General features: G+C 70.6%; 15 protein-coding genes. 8 read left to right on the top strand and 7 right to left on the bottom strand.

Features of this window, described 5'->3' with window-relative positions:
- Positions 1–1,190, bottom strand: a 1,190-nt coding sequence (locus BHU15_RS31170) for a M6 family metalloprotease domain-containing protein (RefSeq protein WP_255293256.1), incomplete at its 3' end; no start/stop codon positions are given.
- A 307-nt stretch (positions 1,191–1,497) separates the two neighbouring features.
- Between BHU15_RS31170 and BHU15_RS31165 the strand changes: the two genes are divergently transcribed.
- Positions 1,498–3,306, top strand: a complete 1,809-nt coding sequence (locus BHU15_RS31165; RefSeq protein WP_069630191.1) for a putative bifunctional diguanylate cyclase/phosphodiesterase — start codon at positions 1,498–1,500, stop codon at positions 3,304–3,306.
- An 18-nt stretch (positions 3,307–3,324) separates the two neighbouring features.
- On the opposite strand, the gene BHU15_RS31160 is transcribed toward BHU15_RS31165, so the two are convergent.
- The 3 genes from BHU15_RS31160 to BHU15_RS31150 all read right to left on the bottom strand — a co-directional run bounded on the left by BHU15_RS31160 (position 3,325) and on the right by BHU15_RS31150 (position 6,168).
- Positions 3,325–4,386 (bottom strand): LLM class flavin-dependent oxidoreductase, encoded by a 1,062-nt coding sequence (locus tag BHU15_RS31160; RefSeq protein ID WP_069630190.1) that lies wholly within the window; start codon positions 4,384–4,386, stop codon positions 3,325–3,327.
- An 88-nt stretch (positions 4,387–4,474) separates the two neighbouring features.
- The gene (locus BHU15_RS31155) at positions 4,475–5,194 is read right to left on the bottom strand and encodes a maleate cis-trans isomerase family protein (protein WP_069630194.1); all 720 of its coding nucleotides are present in this window, start codon (positions 5,192–5,194) and stop codon (positions 4,475–4,477) included.
- The gene (locus BHU15_RS31150; protein WP_031231494.1) at positions 5,191–6,168 is read right to left on the bottom strand and encodes a maleate cis-trans isomerase family protein; all 978 of its coding nucleotides are present in this window, start codon (positions 6,166–6,168) and stop codon (positions 5,191–5,193) included. The genes BHU15_RS31155 and BHU15_RS31150 overlap by 4 nt, the downstream gene beginning before the upstream one ends.
- A 130-nt stretch (positions 6,169–6,298) precedes the next feature.
- On the opposite strand from BHU15_RS31150, the gene BHU15_RS31145 reads away from it, so the two are divergent.
- Positions 6,299–7,249 carry a D-2-hydroxyacid dehydrogenase gene (locus tag BHU15_RS31145; protein ID WP_069630189.1) on the top strand — a complete coding sequence of 317 codons (951 nt, stop codon included), beginning with the start codon at positions 6,299–6,301 and terminating at the stop codon, positions 7,247–7,249.
- Positions 7,242–8,651 (top strand): amidase, encoded by a 1,410-nt coding sequence (locus BHU15_RS31140; RefSeq protein WP_069630188.1) that lies wholly within the window; start codon positions 7,242–7,244, stop codon positions 8,649–8,651. The genes BHU15_RS31145 and BHU15_RS31140 overlap by 8 nt, the downstream gene beginning before the upstream one ends.
- 37 nt (positions 8,652–8,688) lie before the next feature.
- Here BHU15_RS31140 and BHU15_RS31135 read toward each other — a convergent pair whose 3' ends face one another.
- Entirely contained in the window at positions 8,689–9,189 is a 501-nt protein-coding gene (locus BHU15_RS31135; protein ID WP_069630187.1) for a DUF3830 family protein, read from the bottom strand.
- Positions 9,190–9,362: 173 nt separating this feature from the next.
- Between BHU15_RS31135 and ehuB the strand changes: the two genes are divergently transcribed.
- The 5 genes from ehuB (at position 9,363) to BHU15_RS31110 (ending at position 13,537) form a co-directional block, all read left to right on the top strand.
- Positions 9,363–10,286, top strand: a complete 924-nt coding sequence (ehuB, locus tag BHU15_RS31130) for an ectoine/hydroxyectoine ABC transporter substrate-binding protein EhuB (protein ID WP_069630186.1) — start codon at positions 9,363–9,365, stop codon at positions 10,284–10,286.
- Positions 10,283–11,035, top strand: a complete 753-nt coding sequence (ehuC, locus tag BHU15_RS31125) for an ectoine/hydroxyectoine ABC transporter permease subunit EhuC (RefSeq protein ID WP_069630193.1) — start codon at positions 10,283–10,285, stop codon at positions 11,033–11,035. Before ehuB ends, ehuC begins: the two co-directional genes overlap by 4 nt.
- Entirely contained in the window at positions 11,035–11,685 is a 651-nt protein-coding gene (gene ehuD, locus BHU15_RS31120) for an ectoine/hydroxyectoine ABC transporter permease subunit EhuD (RefSeq protein WP_069630185.1), read from the top strand. Before ehuC ends, ehuD begins: the two co-directional genes overlap by 1 nt.
- Entirely contained in the window at positions 11,675–12,499 is an 825-nt protein-coding gene (gene ehuA, locus BHU15_RS31115; protein WP_023541508.1) for an ectoine/hydroxyectoine ABC transporter ATP-binding protein EhuA, read from the top strand. Before ehuD ends, ehuA begins: the two co-directional genes overlap by 11 nt.
- 279 nt (positions 12,500–12,778) lie before the next feature.
- Positions 12,779–13,537 (top strand): IclR family transcriptional regulator, encoded by a 759-nt coding sequence (locus tag BHU15_RS31110; RefSeq protein ID WP_069630184.1) that lies wholly within the window; start codon positions 12,779–12,781, stop codon positions 13,535–13,537.
- A 146-nt stretch (positions 13,538–13,683) separates the two neighbouring features.
- On the opposite strand, the gene BHU15_RS31105 is transcribed toward BHU15_RS31110, so the two are convergent.
- Positions 13,684–14,277, bottom strand: a complete 594-nt coding sequence (locus BHU15_RS31105) for a lytic polysaccharide monooxygenase auxiliary activity family 9 protein (RefSeq protein ID WP_023541506.1) — start codon at positions 14,275–14,277, stop codon at positions 13,684–13,686.
- A gap of 203 nt (positions 14,278–14,480) precedes the next feature.
- The coding region (locus tag BHU15_RS31100) for an SPFH domain-containing protein (RefSeq protein ID WP_438284995.1) at positions 14,481–16,831 on the bottom strand (2,351 nt) is incomplete at its 5' end.

The raw sequence follows: 16,831 nt of genomic DNA, 5'->3' as shown, positions 1-16,831 counted from the left end.
GTGAACGCCTCCCCCACCCCCAGCGGCGCGTCCGCCAGCGGCGGGTAGACCGACTGGTCCCAGCACGCCTCGCTGTCCGGATGCGTGTCCACCACATCGATGGGCCCGCCGCCCGACTCCGCCTCACCCCGCACCCGGTAGATCAGCACCCCCTCGGTACAGGTGGTCGCGTCGTTCCCGGTCGAGCCGCGCGCCTCGATCGCCAGGGCCGAGTGCTCGCCCGTCCTGACGACGGCGAGCCGGGTCCCGGCGCTCGCGCCCGCCAGGGGCGCGGCGTCCAGCGGCTCAAGGGTGAGCATGCTGGTGCCCGTGGGCTTCACACAGCTCACCTGCCGCCGCTCCAGCCAGCCCAGCTTCCACTTGTGCCAGCCGAACAGGTCCGGCGACAGGCCGAATTGACTGCCCATCACATCCCAGTCGCCGACGTGGGTGTCCCAGTCGCCCTTGCCGTCGGTCGGCCGGTGGTAGAGGTCGGGCAGGTCGAAGACGTGCCCGGTCTCATGGGCCAGTACGTTGCGGTCCGGCGGGTGCCGTTCGAAGACGGTCACGACGCGCTTGATCTCCGTACCGTCCGCGCTCATGGGGTGATCGAAGTTGACCACCTTCGTCGCGTCGGAGTCCACGCCGGGCGCGTCCGGATCGGCGACCAGATAGACGACGTCGTACCGCGAGAAGTCGATCACCGGATCGGCGACCCTCAGCGCGTCCCGCAGATAGGCCGTGCGCATCGCTGGGTCCCAGTCGCGCTTTATGGCGTAGTCCGTGGACGCGCGCGGCATGTCGATCCACTTCAGCCGGGGGTGCGGGCGCAGGACGAACTTCCCGTACGAGGCGCGCTCGAAGAATCTGCTGGTCGCCGGGAAGTGGTCGGCCACCAGGTCGGCGGGCTCGGTGCGCGGCGTCGCGTCCGGGAAGGACAGGAAGACCATGACCGCGTCGAGGGTCCTGGCCGGGCGCGGGTAGGAGGCGTTCCAGGTGTCGAGCCCGAGCGAGTGGTGCGCGGTGGTACGCGGCAGGGCGCACGGCCCGGCGGAGTTGGCGGCCACGGCGGGGCCGGCCACCAGCGAGGTGGTGGCGACGGCGACGAGGGAGGTGAAGGCGGCGGCGGTACTGCGCAGGCGTGGCCGTCCCACTCCCCCGGGTGTCGGGCGACGCTCCACGTGGACCTCCGGCTGAGGAATGCGGGACAGCTCACCCACCTTGTGCTGTTTTGTAGTGATATGCCCTGTTCCGGTGGCCCAGTTGGGTGAGCGGGCCGACACCCCCGGCGGATCACGGAAAGTCACAATCGATCAAGCCTGAGACATCGAGCGACATCCCGCGCCGCAGCCGCGCAGAAACGATCGTCCGCCGACCCCGCGTCGACGTCACGCACCCGGGTTCACCATCGGGGAGCTGGAACGGCCGACCGGCCAGCCTCTATGATCGGCACACTTTCCTGCCCGATCTTCGCGAATCACACCCCTGTACGACACCACTGCACCGTGGGAGCGAGCCGTGAGCGGAATCTCCGAAGGGCCGCGGTCCGCGGCAGTCGCGGCACCCGGTCCCACCACGCCGCCAGTCACGGAACGTGAAGCTCTGGGCAGCGTGCAACGCGACTACCGCGCCGCCTTCAACGCCGCCCGGTTCCCCATGGCCGTCGTGGACCGCCGCGGCACCGTCGTCACCGCCAACGACGCCCTCGCCGAGCTGGTCGGCACCGACAGCGCGGCCCTGCGCGAGCGCGCCGCCGCCGATCTGGTCGACCTCGCGTCCGACGACCGGACCTGGTACGCGTACCAGGAGGTGCTGCGCGGCCGGCGCACCCGTTTCCGCTGCACCCGCCGCCTCAAGCACCCCGACGGCCGCGCGCTCTGGGCCGAGGTCACCGTCGCGCCGCTGCCCGACGGCGGCACCGTCCTGCTGTCCCTCACGGACATCAGCGAGCGGCGCGAGCTCCAGGCCCGGCTCCGCCATCTCCAGATGCACGACCCGGTGACCCGGCTGCCCAACCGCACGCTGTTCTTCGAGCGGCTGTCGACGGCGCTGGAATCGTCGTACGACCATGGCAGAACAGGGCGGATCGGACTCTGCTATCTGGATCTCGACGGGTTCAAGGCCGTCAACGACACCCTCGGGCACCGCGTGGGCGACCGGCTGCTCGCCGCCGTCGCCGGCCGGCTCACCGAGTGCGCCGACGACGACCCGCACCGCCACGGCGGCAGCCATCTCGTCGCGCGCCTCGGCGGCGACGAGTTCGCGATCCTGGTCGAGGACTCGGCCGGTACGGAACAGCTCGCCGATCTCGCCCGCGCCGTACTCGCCGCGCTCCAGCGCCCCTTCGACCTCGCCGGGCAGCGGCTGTCGGTGTCGGCGTCCATCGGCGTCGTGGAACGGACCGCCGACGGCACCACCCCCACCGGGCTGATGCAGGTCGCCGACACCACGCTCTACTGGGCGAAGGCGGACGGCAAGGCGCGCTGGACCCTCTTCGACCCGGAGCGCAACGCGCACCGGATGACCCGCCAGGCGCTGTCGTCCACGCTGCGCCCGGCGGTCGAGCGCGAGGAGTTCGTGCTCCAGTACCAGCCCCTGGTGGGGATGGCCGACGGGGTCGTCCAGGGTGTGGAGGCGCTGGTCCGCTGGAACCACCCGCAGTTCGGCATCCTCGCGCCCAACCGCTTCATCGGGATCGCCGAGGAGGACGGCTCGATCGTCCAGCTCGGGCGCTGGGTGCTGCGCACGGCCTGCCTGCAGGCCCGCCAGTGGCACCGGGACCACCCGGCGGACCGGCCGCTGTTCGTGAGCGTCAACGTCGCCGTACGGCAGGTGTGGGACTCCGACCTGGTGGCGGACGTGGCCTCGATCCTCGCCGAGACGGGGCTGGCGCCGCATCTGCTGCAACTGGAGCTGACCGAGTCCGCGGTGATGGGCTCGGCGGGCCGGCCGCTCCAGGCGCTCCAGGCGCTGAGCGACATGGGCGTGCGGATCGCCATCGACGACTTCGGGACGGGCTACTCGAACCTCGCGTATCTGAGCCGGCTGCCCGTCTCCGTACTGAAGCTGGACGGGTCCTTCGTACGGGGCTTCCGCTACGACGAGGGCGTGCACCCCAATCCGGCGGACGAGACGATCGTGGAGACGCTGGTCCATCTCGCCCACCGGCTGGGCCTGACGGTCACGGCGGAGTGCGTGGAGACGGCGGGCCAGGCGGCACGGCTGCGCCGGATCGGGTGTGACACCGGGCAGGGCTGGCTGTACTCGCGGGCGGTCGCGCCGGAGCGGATCGCGGAGATGATCGGGGTCAGCCCGCTGAAGGTCTGACCCCGGCCGGCCCGGCGGTCAGGCGGGCAGCCCGTACGCGTCGGCGATCAGACCGTAGCTGCGCAACCGGGCCTCGCCGCCGTGGGCGTTGGCGGTGATCATCAGCTCGTCGGCGCCGGTGCGCTTCTGCAGGTCGTCGAGTCCGGCGCGGACGGCGTCCGGGGTGCCGTGGACGATGTTCGTCAGCCAGCCGTCGACGAAGTCGCGCTCCTGCGGGCTGAAGCTGTACGCCTCCGCCTCCTCGGGCGTCGGTACGAGCCCGGGGCGCCCGGTGCGCAGCCGCAGCATCGACAGCGCGCCGGTCAGGACCTGGCGGCGGGCCTCGTTCTCGTCGTCGGCGGCCAGGGCGGCGACGCCGATCACCGCGTACGGGGCGTCGAGCACGACGGACGGCCGGAAGGACTCGCGGTAGAGCTCCAGCGCGGGGATGGTGTTCTGCGCCGAGAAGTGGTGCGCGAAGGCGAACGGCAGCCCGAGCGTGGCGGCGAGCCTGGCGCTGAACCCGGAGGAGCCGAGCAGCCAGAGCGGCGGCCGGGCGGCGGGGCCCTGGACGGGTCCGGGGACGGCGTGGATCCGGGAGTACGGGTGCCCGTTGGGGAAGTCGTCGTCCAGGAAGCGGGTGAGTTCGGCGAGCTGCTGCGGGAAGTCGTCGGCGCCCTCGTTGAGCCGGTCGGTGCGACGCAGGGCGGCGGCCGTGGCCCCGTCGGTGCCGGGCGCGCGGCCGAGCCCGAGGTCGACCCGGCCGGGGGCCATGGCCTCCAGCGTGCCGAACTGCTCGGCGATGACGAGCGGCGCGTGGTTGGGCAGCATCACGCCGCCCGAACCGAGCCGGATGCGCTCGGTGTGGGCGGCGAGATGGGCCAGGATCACGGCGGGCGACGAGGAGGCGACGCCGGGCATCGAGTGGTGCTCGGCGACCCAGTGCCGGTGGTAGCCCCGGCGCTCGCCGAGCTTGGCGATCTCGACGCTGGTCCGCAGGGACTCGCGCGCGGTGCTGCCGCTGCCGACGGTGACCAGATCCAGCACGGACAGCGGCACGGGCGCGCTGCCCAGCGCCGTACCTCGAATTGCGTCAACCACCGGTGCGGCCTTCCTTCTGAGCGGAGGGGAGTACAGCCCGGCTCAACAGGAGGTTGACTCCGCTTTATTCCCGGGGTCGGCACATCGCCTAGTCCCGGCTGGAGAAGAGCGTCCCCAGCTTCGGGGCCCACGCGTGGCGCTCCACCAGCCGCAGGCCCTCCCAGACCGTCACCTGGTTCGCGGTGAGGACCGGTTTGCCCAGGGCCTCCTCCAGCTCCGGGAGGTAGGCGACCGTGTGCAGGGCCGTATCGGGGAGGAGGACCACCTCCGCGTCCGGGTGGTCGCCCGCACGGGCCAGGGCGAACACCTCGTCCCGGCCCCAGGTGCCGACCTCGGCCGCCGTGATGATGCCGCTGCCGCGGGTGGAGACCACCTCGATGCCCGCCGACTTCAGGAAGGCGGCGAAGTAGCCCGCGACGTCCTCCGGATAGGTCGCGGCGACCGCGACCCGCCGCGCACCCAGCGCCTGCACGGCGTGCGCGAAGGCGAAGGACGTGCTCGAAGCCGGCAGTCCCGCCTCCAGCGCCAGCTTGCGGGCCTGCTCGTGCGCGCCCTCCCAGCCGTACACGAAGCTGCCGCTCGTGCACGCCCAGACCACAGACTCGGCGCCGGCCATCCGCAGTTCCTCGACGCCGTCCGCCAGCCGCCGCGCCGAGCCCATTTCCAGCAGCGCGTCGACGCGGTGGGCGTCCTCGCCGATGTCGGTGTGGACGAGAGGCAGTCTGATGTCACTGTCGAAGAGCATCTCCAGACGGGGGTAGTCGTCCTCGGCGGAGTGGCCGGGGTAGAGAAGTCCGACGGTCGTCATGTCCACCCTTCCTGTTCCTCGGTCGGAGTGTCCGGCTGGGAAGGCTGCGCCCACTCACCGGGCTGGACCGTCTGGACGTCCTGCGTCTGCTGGGCCGATTCCATCCGCTCCATCTCCGGGACACCGGGGATGTCGCCGATCTCGGAGATCTCGTTGATCTTCGAGATGTCGGAGATCGGGATCTCGTGGATCGCGGGAAATTCCCTTGTCCCTTCCAGCGTAGGCACGTGGCGCACCGGTGGCGGGTCGAGCAGCAGGCCCTGGTACGGGCCGACCGCGTGCGCGCCGATCCTGCGCAGGGCCGCCCACATCGTGACCTGGTTCGCCGACAGCACCGGCATCCTCAGCTCAGCCTCCAACTGCGGGATCGCGTCGTACGTCGGCAGATTCGTACAGCTGATGAACAGCGCGTCGGCCGCACCGACGACGGCCTGCCGCGCCATGTCCACGACCGACCGGTACGGCACCTTCCAGATATGCCTGGTCAGCCCCAGAAAAGCGCGACCCGTGACGGTTACCCCGGCTTCCGCCAGGTACTCCTCCAGCGACTCGGTGACCGACTCCGTATACGGCGTGACCAGCGCGATCCGTTTGGCGCCCAGCTCTTCGAGCGCTTCGAGCAGCGCGCCGGACGTGGTGAGCGAGGGCACCGCGCCCGCCGTGTTCATCGCCTCGCACATGGCCCGCTCGCCGACGACACCGCCGACGAAGCTGCCCGACGTGCAGGCGTACGCGATCACCTCGGGTTCGGACGCCCCAAGCGCCATCACCGCCTCTCCGAGCGTCTCGTGCTCACTCACGAGCCGGGCAAGGTCCAGCGACACCTCGACGGGGACGTAAGGGGTCCTCGTCAGGCGCAGCGAGATCTCGTCGGGCATCCATCGCCAGAGTTCGCGGTCGAGAGCAAAATCGAATGGGGCGACCACACCGACGCCACGCTGCGGCTGTGGTCCACCCAGAAAGGAGACATCCATGTCACGGCCCCCTTTGGCTGTTGTTGACGACGGTAGGAGCTGAATGCGAGCGTGGTCAATGTCCACAGGAAATACGTTGCAGCGAATTTTCCTCGGGGAAATCCCCGCCCAGCTCAGAAGGGCACTCCCGATGGCTGAACCGACGCTTCTCGTCCTGGGTGCCGACCCGCCGCCCCGCCTCGGCCGGCTGGCCGGCCGGGCCACGATCCGGTACGCGGACGAGTCCACTCTTGCCGCTCAACTCCCCCTGGCCGACGTCCTGTTGGCGTGGGACTTCACTTCCGACGCGATCCGCCTCGCCTGGCCGGGCGACGGCCCGCGGCCGGTCTGGGTGCACACGGCCAGCGCCGGCGTGGACCGGCTGCTGTGTCCCGAGTTGATCAACTCCGAAACATTGGTGACCAACGCCCGCGGCATCTTCGAAGAGCCCATTGCCGAATATGTGGCAAGTCTTGTACTTGCCATGGCCAAGGACCTGCCGGGAACTCTCGAACTCCAGCGGCAACGGCGCTGGCGTCACCGTGAGGGACTGCGCGTCGCGGAGAGTCGCGCGACCGTCGTCGGCGCCGGTCCGATCGGCCGCGCGATCGCCGAGACGCTGAAAGCGCTCGGTGTGACGGTGGCGGTCACCGGCCGCACGGCGCGCCCGGGAATCCACGGCGCCGACCAGCTGGACCGGCTGCTGACCCGCTCCGACTGGGTGATCTGCGCGGCGCCGCTCACGGAGAGCACCCGCGGCATGTTCGACGCCCGCCTCTTCGGCCTGATGCAGCCGTCCGCGCGCTTCATCAATGTGGGGCGCGGCCAGCTCGTCGATGAGAACGCGCTCGTGGAGGCCGTGTCCAAGCGGTGGATCGCGGGCGCCGCGCTCGATGTCTTCGAGTCGGAGCCGCTGGATCCGCAGAGCCGCCTGTGGGACGTGCCCGGTCTGATCGTGTCGCCGCACATGAGCGGTGACACCGTCGGCTGGCGGGACCGGCTGGGCGAGCAGTTCGTGGGTCTTTACGACATTTGGGCGTCCGGAGAGCCGTTGCCTAACGTGGTGGACAAGAAACGTGGGTACGTCCCCATGCATGACTGAGTCCATGTTCCTCACCGATCTCACCGCACGACAGCTGCTGGCCGGCTACGAGAAGGGCGACTTCTCACCGGTCGACGTGGCGCGGGCCACCCTGGAACGGATCGAGGCGGTCGAACCGCTCGTCAACGCCTTCGTCCGGGTCGACGCCGACGAGGCGCTGGCCGCCGCCGAGGCGTCCACCACCCGATGGCGCGCCAGGAAGCCGCAGGGGCTCCTCGACGGCGTCCCCGTCTCGGTGAAGGACATCTTCCTCCAGCGCGGCGGGCCGACCCTGCGCGGTTCGCGGACCGTCGACCCGGCCGGCCCCTGGACCGAGGACGCGCCCGCCGTGGCCCGGCTGCGCGAGAACGGCGCGGTCCTGATCGGCAAGACGACGACCCCGGAGTTCGGCTGGAAGGGCGTGACGGACTCCCCGCTGAGCGGGGTGACCCGCAATCCGTACGACCTGTCCCGGACGGCCGGCGGGTCGAGCGGCGGCAGCGCGGCGGCGGTGGCGCTCGGCGCGGGCCCGCTGTCGATCGGCACGGACGGCGGCGGCTCGGTCCGGATCCCCGCGTCCTTCTGCGGGATCTTCGCGCTCAAGCCCACCTACGGGCGCATCCCGCTCTATCCGTCCAGCCCGTTCGGCACGCTGGCGCACGCCGGCCCGATGACACGGGACGCCGCCGACGCGGCGCTGCTGCTCGACGTGATCAGCGGCCCGGACTGGCGCGACTGGTCGCAGCTCGCCCCGGCCCAGGCGCTGCGCGCCGGGCTCGGGGAGGGCGTGGCGGGGCTGCGGATCGGGTTCTCGCCGTCGTTCGGCGGCCAGGTCGCGGTGCGCCCCGACGTCGCGGCGGCCGTACGGCGCGGGGTGGGGCGGCTCGCGGAGCTGGGCGCGTTCATCGAGGAGGCCGACCCGGACATCTCGGACCCGGTCGAGGCGTTCCACACGCTGTGGTTCACGGGCGCGGCGCGGGTGACGCAGCCGCTCGGCGAGGAGCAGCGCGCGCTGCTCGACCCGGGGCTGACGGAGGTCGTGGCGGCCGGGTCGGAGGCGAGCGCGCTGGACTATCTGGCGGCGGTGGACGCGCGGATGGAGCTGGGCCGGCGGCTCGGCCGGTTCCACGAGACGTACGACCTGCTGGTCACGCCCACCCTGCCGCTCACCGCCTTCGAGGCGGGCGTGGAGGCGCCGAAGGACTCGGGGCACCGTCGCTGGACCGGCTGGACCCCGTTCACGTACCCCTTCAACCTGACGCAGCAGCCCGCGGCGACCGTGCCGTGCGGGGTGGACGCGGACGGGCTGCCGATCGGCCTCCAGCTGATCGGTGCCCGTCACGCGGACGCGCTGGTGATGCGGGCGGCACACGCGCTGTACGAGTCGGGAGCGACGTCACTCCCGGCGCCCACCGGCGCGTAGCCCCCGCCGGGCGGCCCCGCCCTCACAAGGCGCGGTCTCAGAGTCGCCGGAAGTTGAGGGTCTCGCCGATCGCGCCCGCGCGCCACAGGTCCTGGCACGCCTCGGCCATCTCGTCGAGCCCCTCCACGACCGAGCCCCACACGATGCCGGGGATCCACCCCGTATCGCCGTTGATCAGCAGGTTGTTGCGCTCGTAGAACAGCGCGAGGTCGACGACGGTACGGCGGCCCCGGTGGGCGGCCTGCTCCTCGTACCCGTACGACGTGGTGCCGAGCACCGTGTCCGAGAAGGTGAAGTAGCACAGATCACCCGGAATGGGGGTGACCGTGGGGTTCTCCAGAGGCGGCTCCTCGGCCGCGAATCCGGGCATCAGCGCGTAGATCTCGTTCCGCGCGTACTTGGCGTGATAGACGTCCCCGCCCAGCGGCAGCGCGTCCCACACCGCGGCGCAGGTGATCGGGGCCAGTTCGTCGAGGAGCTTGGCGGTGCAGCGCACCCCGCGCTTGTCCAGGGACACTTCGATGAAGCGGTCGCTCATGGTTCTTCGCGCCCTTCCCGTCGGTTCGAATACAGCCTGTGTCCGGCCATGAATACCCACCCCGGCCGGACGAATGCCGGGCCGGACGGGCCCGCCCCACCGCGGGTAACGATAGGCATATCGGTCCGAAAATGATCCGCATACCCTCGGACGATTCGGGTAGCCGCGCGCCTATGGCTCCACTAAAGGGGAACAACACACGAAGCACAGGAAACGGGCTCCGGCGCCGTTCGCTGCTGGCGGGTGCCGCGGCGCTCGGCGTCGCGGGCGCGGTCGGAGCCACCAGCGGATGCAGCCGCGTGGCCACGGCCGACGCCGGGGACGGGGGGACCCTCCTGGACCAGTTGCGCGCCAAGGGGACGGTGCGCCTCGGGCTGGCGGGCGAGCAGCCGTACAGCTACATCGGCAAGGACGGTGAGATGACGGGCTCGGCCCCGGCCATCGCCAGCCGTATCTTCAAGGAGCTGGGGGTGGAGAGCGTCCAGCCCTTCGCCACCGAGTTCGGCTCGCTGATCACCGGACTGAACTCGCTCCAGTTCGACGTGGTCGCCGCCGGGATGTACATCAACCCCGAGCGCTGCGAGCAGGTCATCTTCGCGGACCCCGAATACCAGATGCTCGACGCGTTCATCGTGCCGAAGGGGAATCCGAAGAATCTGAACTCCTACAAGGACATCGCCGAGGCGGGCGCCAGGATGGCGACCGGTGTCGGGTACGCGGAGATCGGCTACGCGGAGGAGGCCGGGGTCAAGAACATCACGACCCTGCCCGACCAGCTGGCCGGACTGCTCGCCGTCGAGCAGGGCCGTGTCGATGTCTTCGCCGGCACGGCGGTGACGGTGTTCAACGTCATCAAGGAGACGGAGAGCACGAAGGCCGAGGCCACCAAGGAGGTCACGCCGATCGTGGACGGCAAGCCCGTCATCGACGTCGGCGGCTTCGCCTTCCGCTCACCGGAGACCAACCTCCGCGACTCCTTCAACCGCGAGCTGCACAAGCTCAAGAAGAGCGGCGAACTCCTGGAGATCATGCGGCCCTTCGGCTTCACGAAGGACCAGATGACGACCATCACGGCCAAGGAGAAGTGCGCGCCATGAGCGAAATCACCTGGGGTCTGTGGGAAATACTCCTCAAGGGCGTGTGGATCACCGTCCAGCTGACCGTCTTCAGCGCCGCGCTGGCCGCCGTGGTCGCGCTGGTCGTCGGGCTCGCCCGCTCCCACCGGCTGTGGATCGTGCGCTTCATATCCGGCGCCTACTTCGAGATATTCCGCGGCACGTCCGCGCTGATCCTGATGTTCTGGATCTTCTTCGTGCTCCCGCTGGGCTTCGGCTGGCAGCTCGTCCCGCTGTGGGCGGCGACGCTGGCGCTCGGGCTCACCTACGGGGCGTACGGCTCCGAGGTCGTCCGGGGCGCGGTGCAGGCCGTGTCTCCCGCGCAGCGCGAGGCGGGGATCGCGCTGAGCTTCACGCCCGCGCAGCAGCTGCGGAAGATCATCCTGCCGCAGGCCTGGCCGGAGATGATCCCGCCGTTCAACAACCTGCTGATCGAGCTGCTCAAGGGCACGGCACTGGTCTCCATCATGGGCGTGGCCGACATCGCCTTCGGTGCGTCGCTGGTGCGTAACGCGACCGGGCAGAGCGCGCCCGTCTACACGGTCATCCTGCTGATGTACTTCGTCCTCGCCTTCGTGCTCACGCGCGGTATGCGCGTCCTGGAACGGCAGGCGAAGGCCGGACTCGGTCAGCGCCCCGAGAAGAAGTCGTGGTGGGGCGGGCGCAAGGCCGAAGTCCCCCAACAGCAGCGGCGGGACGCCGTCACGGCGACCGCGGGAGGTGAGCGCTGATGCAGTGGAACTGGTCCGCGGTCGGCGACTTCATGCCGATGTTCTGGGACGGCCTGCTCGTCACGATCCAGGCACTGGTCCTGGGCGCGCTGCTCGCCTTCGCGCTCGGTCTCGTCTGGGCGATGGCCCAGCGGTCCGGCCTGGCGGTGGTGCGCTGGCCGGTGAACGTCCTCACCGAGTTCGTCCGCAACACCCCGCTGCTCGTGCAGCTGTTCTTCCTCTACTACGTGCTCCCCGAGTGGGGCATCACGCTCAGCGCCATGGTCACCGGTGTGGTCGGCCTGGGCCTGCACTACTCGACGTACACCGCCGAGGTCTACCGCGCCGGAATCGACGGCGTGCCGGCCGGCCAGTGGGAGGCCGCCAAGGCGCTCAACCTGCCGAGGTCCCGCACCTGGGGTGCGGTGATCCTCCCGCAGGCGATCCGCCGCGTCGTGCCCGCGCTGGGCAACTACGTCATCGCGATGCTGAAGGACACTCCGATGCTGTTCGTCATCGGAGTGCTGGAAATGCTCGGCGAGGCACGGCAGTTCGCCTCGCAGACCTTCCTGACGGTCGAGGTCTTCACCCTCGTCGGTGTGGCCTTCATCGTCATCTCCTATCCGGCATCCCTTCTCATGCGAGCATTGGAGCGTCGCCTTGTCCGCTGACAGCACTCCCGCCAACACCTCGAAGGAAACGGCCAATCCCGCCGCCGACGGCAGCGAGCTGATCCGCTTCGACAAGGTCACCAAGCGCTTCGGGGCCAACACGGTCCTGGACTCACTGGACTTCACGGTCAACTCCGGCAAACACGTGACGCTGATCGGCGCCTCCGGATCGGGCAAGACGACGATCCTCAGACTCCTGATGACGCTGATCAGGCCGGAGGAGGGCACCATCAAGGTGGCCGGCGACTACCTCACGCACGAGGAGAAGGACGGCAGGCTCGTCCCCGCCGGCGAGCGCCACATCCGTGAGGTGCGCAAGAACATCGGCATGGTGTTCCAGCAGTTCAACCTCTTCCCGAACATGAAGGTGCTGCGGAACGTCACCGAGGCACCGGTGCATGTGCTCGGTCTGTCCACGGACGAGGCCGACGAGCGGGCGCGCGAGCTGCTCGACCTGGTGGGGCTCGGGGACCGCTGCGACGCGTATCCGAGCCAGCTCTCGGGCGGGCAGCAGCAGCGGGTGGCGATAGCGCGGGCCCTCGCGATGCGACCGCAGGTCCTGCTCCTCGACGAGGTCACGTCGGCGCTCGACCCGGAGCTGGTCGCGGGCGTCCTGGACGTACTGCGGGACATCGCGACGACGACGGACATCACGATGCTGTGCGTGACGCACGAGATGAACTTCGCGCGCGACATATCCGACGACGTACTGATGTTCGATGCCGGGCGGGTCATCGAGTCGGGGCCGCCGGAGAAGATGTTCAGCGACCCCGAGCACGAGCGCACGCGGGAGTTCCTGAGCGCGGTGCTGTAGGGATCCGCGGCGTCCGCCAACAGGCGTACGCCCGGCGCATTCACGCAGGCGACGGCGTCGCCGAATTCGGGGGAACCCGGTCCTCGTCGAGCGGACCGGGTTCCCCCGTTTCCGGGGTCGGTCGTCGGAAGGGTTGTGCCGCTGGCATATGCCAGAGCGATACGCCCCAGTTGAGGCCGCCGGAGGGACCGTCCATCTGGTCAACAGCCGCCCCGGAAACGGCCCTTGACGGCTATCGTGGTAGGGAAGCTTGCGGTCACAACCTGCTAGGGGGAAACCGTGGCGCTGAAGCCAGAGCCGACCGCGCCGTTCCACTCGGTGCAATACGTCCTGCGTGTCCTCGAAACGGTTTCGAAGCACGCAGGGGGCGTACTGGATCTCCAGATCGCCCGTGAGACGGGGTTGCCGACAGGCCATCTCACCCCGCTGCTGGCGATGTTGCGGCGCGAGGGTTACGTGGAGCAGGTCACGGACGGCGCGTATGTCATGGGCGACTCGCTGGTCCTGCTCGGTTCGGGCACCACGCGCGAGGAGGCACTGGAGGCCAAACTCCAGGACACGCTGGGCGAGTTGCGCGACTCGGTGGGCGCGGCGGTCTACATCAGCCGGTACATCGACGGCGAGGTCAAGATCACCCAGGTCGCCGACGGCCCGGACGCGCCGGCGGTCAACGAGTGGGTGGACTTCCGCTCGGCGGCGCACGCCAGCGCGGTCGGGAAGTGCCTGCTGACCCAGCTCGACCAGAACAGCCGCCGGGACCATCTCTCCCGCCACAAGATCGCGCGGCTGACCTCACGGACCATCACCAACGAGCGGGTGCTGTTCTCGAAGCTGGACAGTCAGCCGGCGACGGTGCCGATCCTGGACCTCCAGGAGTACGCGGTGGGCACGGTCTGCGCGGCGGTGCCGCTGACGGCGGGTTCGGCGGTCGGCTGTCTGGCGCTGTCGATGCCGATCGAGCACGCGCACCGGCTGCGCTCGGCGGCGGACACCCTCAACCGGGGCGCGGCGCCGATGGTGCTCTCGCTGGCCATCTGACCGAGACCGGCCGTCGTACGCGGGGTGCGGCACACACCCCGGGTACGACGGCCGAGTCCGTCAGCGATGAAGCAGACCCTCGCCGGTCACATGCTGATGGAACTGCGTCGTGCGGTACCGCGTCGTGCGGAACTGATCGGGACTGATCAGAACTTGACGTCCGAGCAGGCGTAGAACGCGTTGGTGGTGTCCGCGACGTTCCAGACGGCCAGGACGATGTGCTTGCCCGTCTTCCCCGCGGGCATCGAGCCCTGGTGGACGAGCGTGGCCGGCGGCTGCTGGTTGCCGTACGGCACGGTCATGAACGGCTGCGGGTCGAGGGCCGCGCGGGTGAGCGGCTTGGTCGAGTCCCATCCGTTCTTGGTGATGTAGTAGCGGAAGTCGGACGTGGAGTGCCGGGCGGTGAACTGCCAGCGGAAGCTGTAGGACTGTCCGGCGGTGACGTTGGTGGCGGGCCAGTTGCCGCCACGCGGGTCGTCGAGCTGCGCGAACCCGCCGTTGCCGCCCGCGCAGATCTTGCCGTCGGCGGGACCCGCGCCCGGGAAGCCCTTGGGCCCCTCGACGCTCTGCGGCTCCCACTGGATGCTTCCGCACCCGGTGACGGTGCCGTTCTGGCACAGCTTCTGACGGCTGATCGGTGAGTCGGTGTAGCCGTGGCTGTTCGCGCTGCCGGTCGCGAGCAGGGACACGCCTGCCACCGCGAGACCGAGTACGGCGGCGCTGATTCTCTTCTTTCGCATGCTCTCGCTCCTGGGACCGTGGGGAGTTCGGTGAGCCGTGCTGCACGCGTGCGATGGTGCTGGCGGTACGGGTGGTGCGGGTGGTGCGGTGACTCCTGACTGCGCAATCAGGTCTAGACCAAGGCCCAGAGTATTGACCGATGTTGGCCGTGTCCATAACAACGACCAAGAAAGGTCCAGACCAATCACCGTGAGTGGAACGGTCAGTTCCCCTCGTTCAGCCCGTGCCTGCCGGTGTAGAACGCCACGGTCAGGTCCTTCACGAGGACCTTGCGCTCGTAGTCGTCGAGCTCCACGAGACCCCGCGACGTCAGCCGGTGCACGGTGTCGTCCACCGCGTCGACCACCGACGTCAGCACGGTGTCCCGGTGCCTGGCGTCGATCGCCGCGATCCGGCTGCGCTGCATCGCGGCCGAGATCTCCGGCGCGTACTCGATCCGCGTCGGCTGCGCCGAGAAGACGTCGAGACCGACGGGCCGGCACTCGGCCGACAGCATCCGGGTCAGCGCCTCGCCGACGGCCTCGGCGTTACGCAGGGTCGGCGCGGCCTCGTGGAAGGCGTCGGCGGGCAGTTGCGACAGCACGCGCGCCATCGCCGCCTCGACCTGCTCGCGCAGATACTCCTCGTGGTCGCGCACCCCGAGCGCCGCCCGGACGGTGTCCCTGACCCGCCAGACCACCAGGACCACGACGCGCAGCGCCGTACCGTTCGCGTCGACGGCGGGCATCGGCTCGCTGCGCCAGTGCCGGAGCCGTACGTCCACGCGCCGGCGCAGCAGCAGCGGGCTGACCCACAGAAGTCCCGTACGGCGCACGCTCCCCCGGTACTCGCCGAAGAGCGTCAGCACCCAGGCGTGCCCGACCCGGCCGCGGCCGAGCCCGCCGAAGGCGAAGAGCGTGATCGACACGGCGACGGTGAGCAGCGCCCACATCCCGATGCCGATGCCGTTGTACGGGTTCGAACCCAGCCCGAACATCTCGGTCAGCGCGTCGGGCACGGCCCCGACCCACCAGAGCACCACGACGCAGCCGAACAGCGCGGCGACCCCGGCCAACGCGGCCGTCCAGCCGGGCAGCGTGGGACCGGGCCGCTCGACGAGCTTGGTGTCCACGGGCGTCGCGGGCCGCGACGACGCGGCGGGCGCCAGGACCGGCGCGGGCACGACGGGCGCACGGCGCGCCCGGGGCCGCCCGGCGACGGGGCCGGTCGCCTCGTCGTCCCGGAAGAGGAGATGGACAGGGATCTCGTGGGTGGCCTCGCCGACGATGAGGGGGCTCCACCGATGACTGTCAAAGGTGACGGACGCCCGCGTGGGCACGACCCCGCCGACCCCGGCCGGCACGGACACGTCCCACACGGGAGCGGGAATCCCACTGTGCGGGTGCCCGCCGTGACCGACCGGGTGGTCCTGCGGCTCGACGGAGTCGGCGGGGGCCGAACCCTGGCTCTCCGAGCCGGAGTTGTCCCGCTGCGGCGCGTCCGGCTCCGCGCCAACCTCCGCCCCCACGTGGGCGGCAGGGGTGTGCGTTGCGGAGGCATCCGCCTCAACGGAGTCGGCCAGGGCCGAACTTTCCGCGCCGTGCCGGGACCGGCTCTCCGAACCGGTGTATCCGGTGGAGTCGGCCGGCTCGGCCGGGGCCGAACCCTCCATGCCGCTCCCGGAACGGCTCTCCGAACCGGAGTCGCCCCAATCCCCCGCCGGGCGGACCCGCGGCGCGTCCGGCTCCGCGTCAACCTCCGCCCCCACGTGGGCGACGGGGGTGTGCGCGGCGGAGGCATCCGCCTCCCACTCCCAGCGCCCGTCCGGCTCGACCGAGGCGGCCGGGGTCGAACCTTCCGTGCCGCGCTCGGAACGGCTCACGGAGCCGGAGTCGTCCCAATCCCTCGCCGAGGGGTCCTGCGGCTCGACATACGCGGCCCGAGCCGAATCCTTCGCCAGCCACTGCGGACGGGCAGCCGCATCCACGTGCGCGGCTGAGGCGACAGCGCCCCCGTCCCACGCCGGGGCAACCTTCGACTCGACGTGCACGGCCCGAGCCGAAAGCCTCGTATCCGGCTCCACGTCGGCGACCGCGGCGTACGCGGCGGAGCCGTCACACTCGGGGACGGCTTGCGGCTCGGCATACGCGGCACGAATCGAGACTCTCGCGTCCGGCTCCACGTCGGCGACCGGCGCGTACGCCGCGGAGGCGGGAGCGTCCGCCTCGTACTCCGAGCGCGTCCCCGACCCGTACTCGGCCGAAGCCGCGCTCTCCGCGTCCGGCTCGGGGCGGCTCCCCGAGCCCGCGTGCCCGGCCCGAGCCGAGATCCCCGCCTCGGCGGCCTCCGGCTCGGGCTCACGCCCCCGTTCGCGTTCCTTCTCCGCCGATGCCCACTCCACGATGTCCGAGACCTCGGGGGCCGTCGTGGGCGTCGTGGGTGTCGGGCCCGGCGGCTCTCCCTCCTGGGGTGGGCCCGTCAGCAGGCGGACGTTCTGGTACCAGCCTGTCGGGGGCTCCGGCTGGTCGGCCCGGTCCAGGGGCTCGGCCGGGTCGACCGGGTCGACCGGGTCCA

The organism is Streptomyces niveus (assembly GCF_001723055.1).
Lineage (GTDB): Bacteria > Actinomycetota > Actinomycetes > Streptomycetales > Streptomycetaceae > Streptomyces > Streptomyces niveus.
This window is presented reverse-complemented; position numbering and strand designations above follow the sequence as displayed.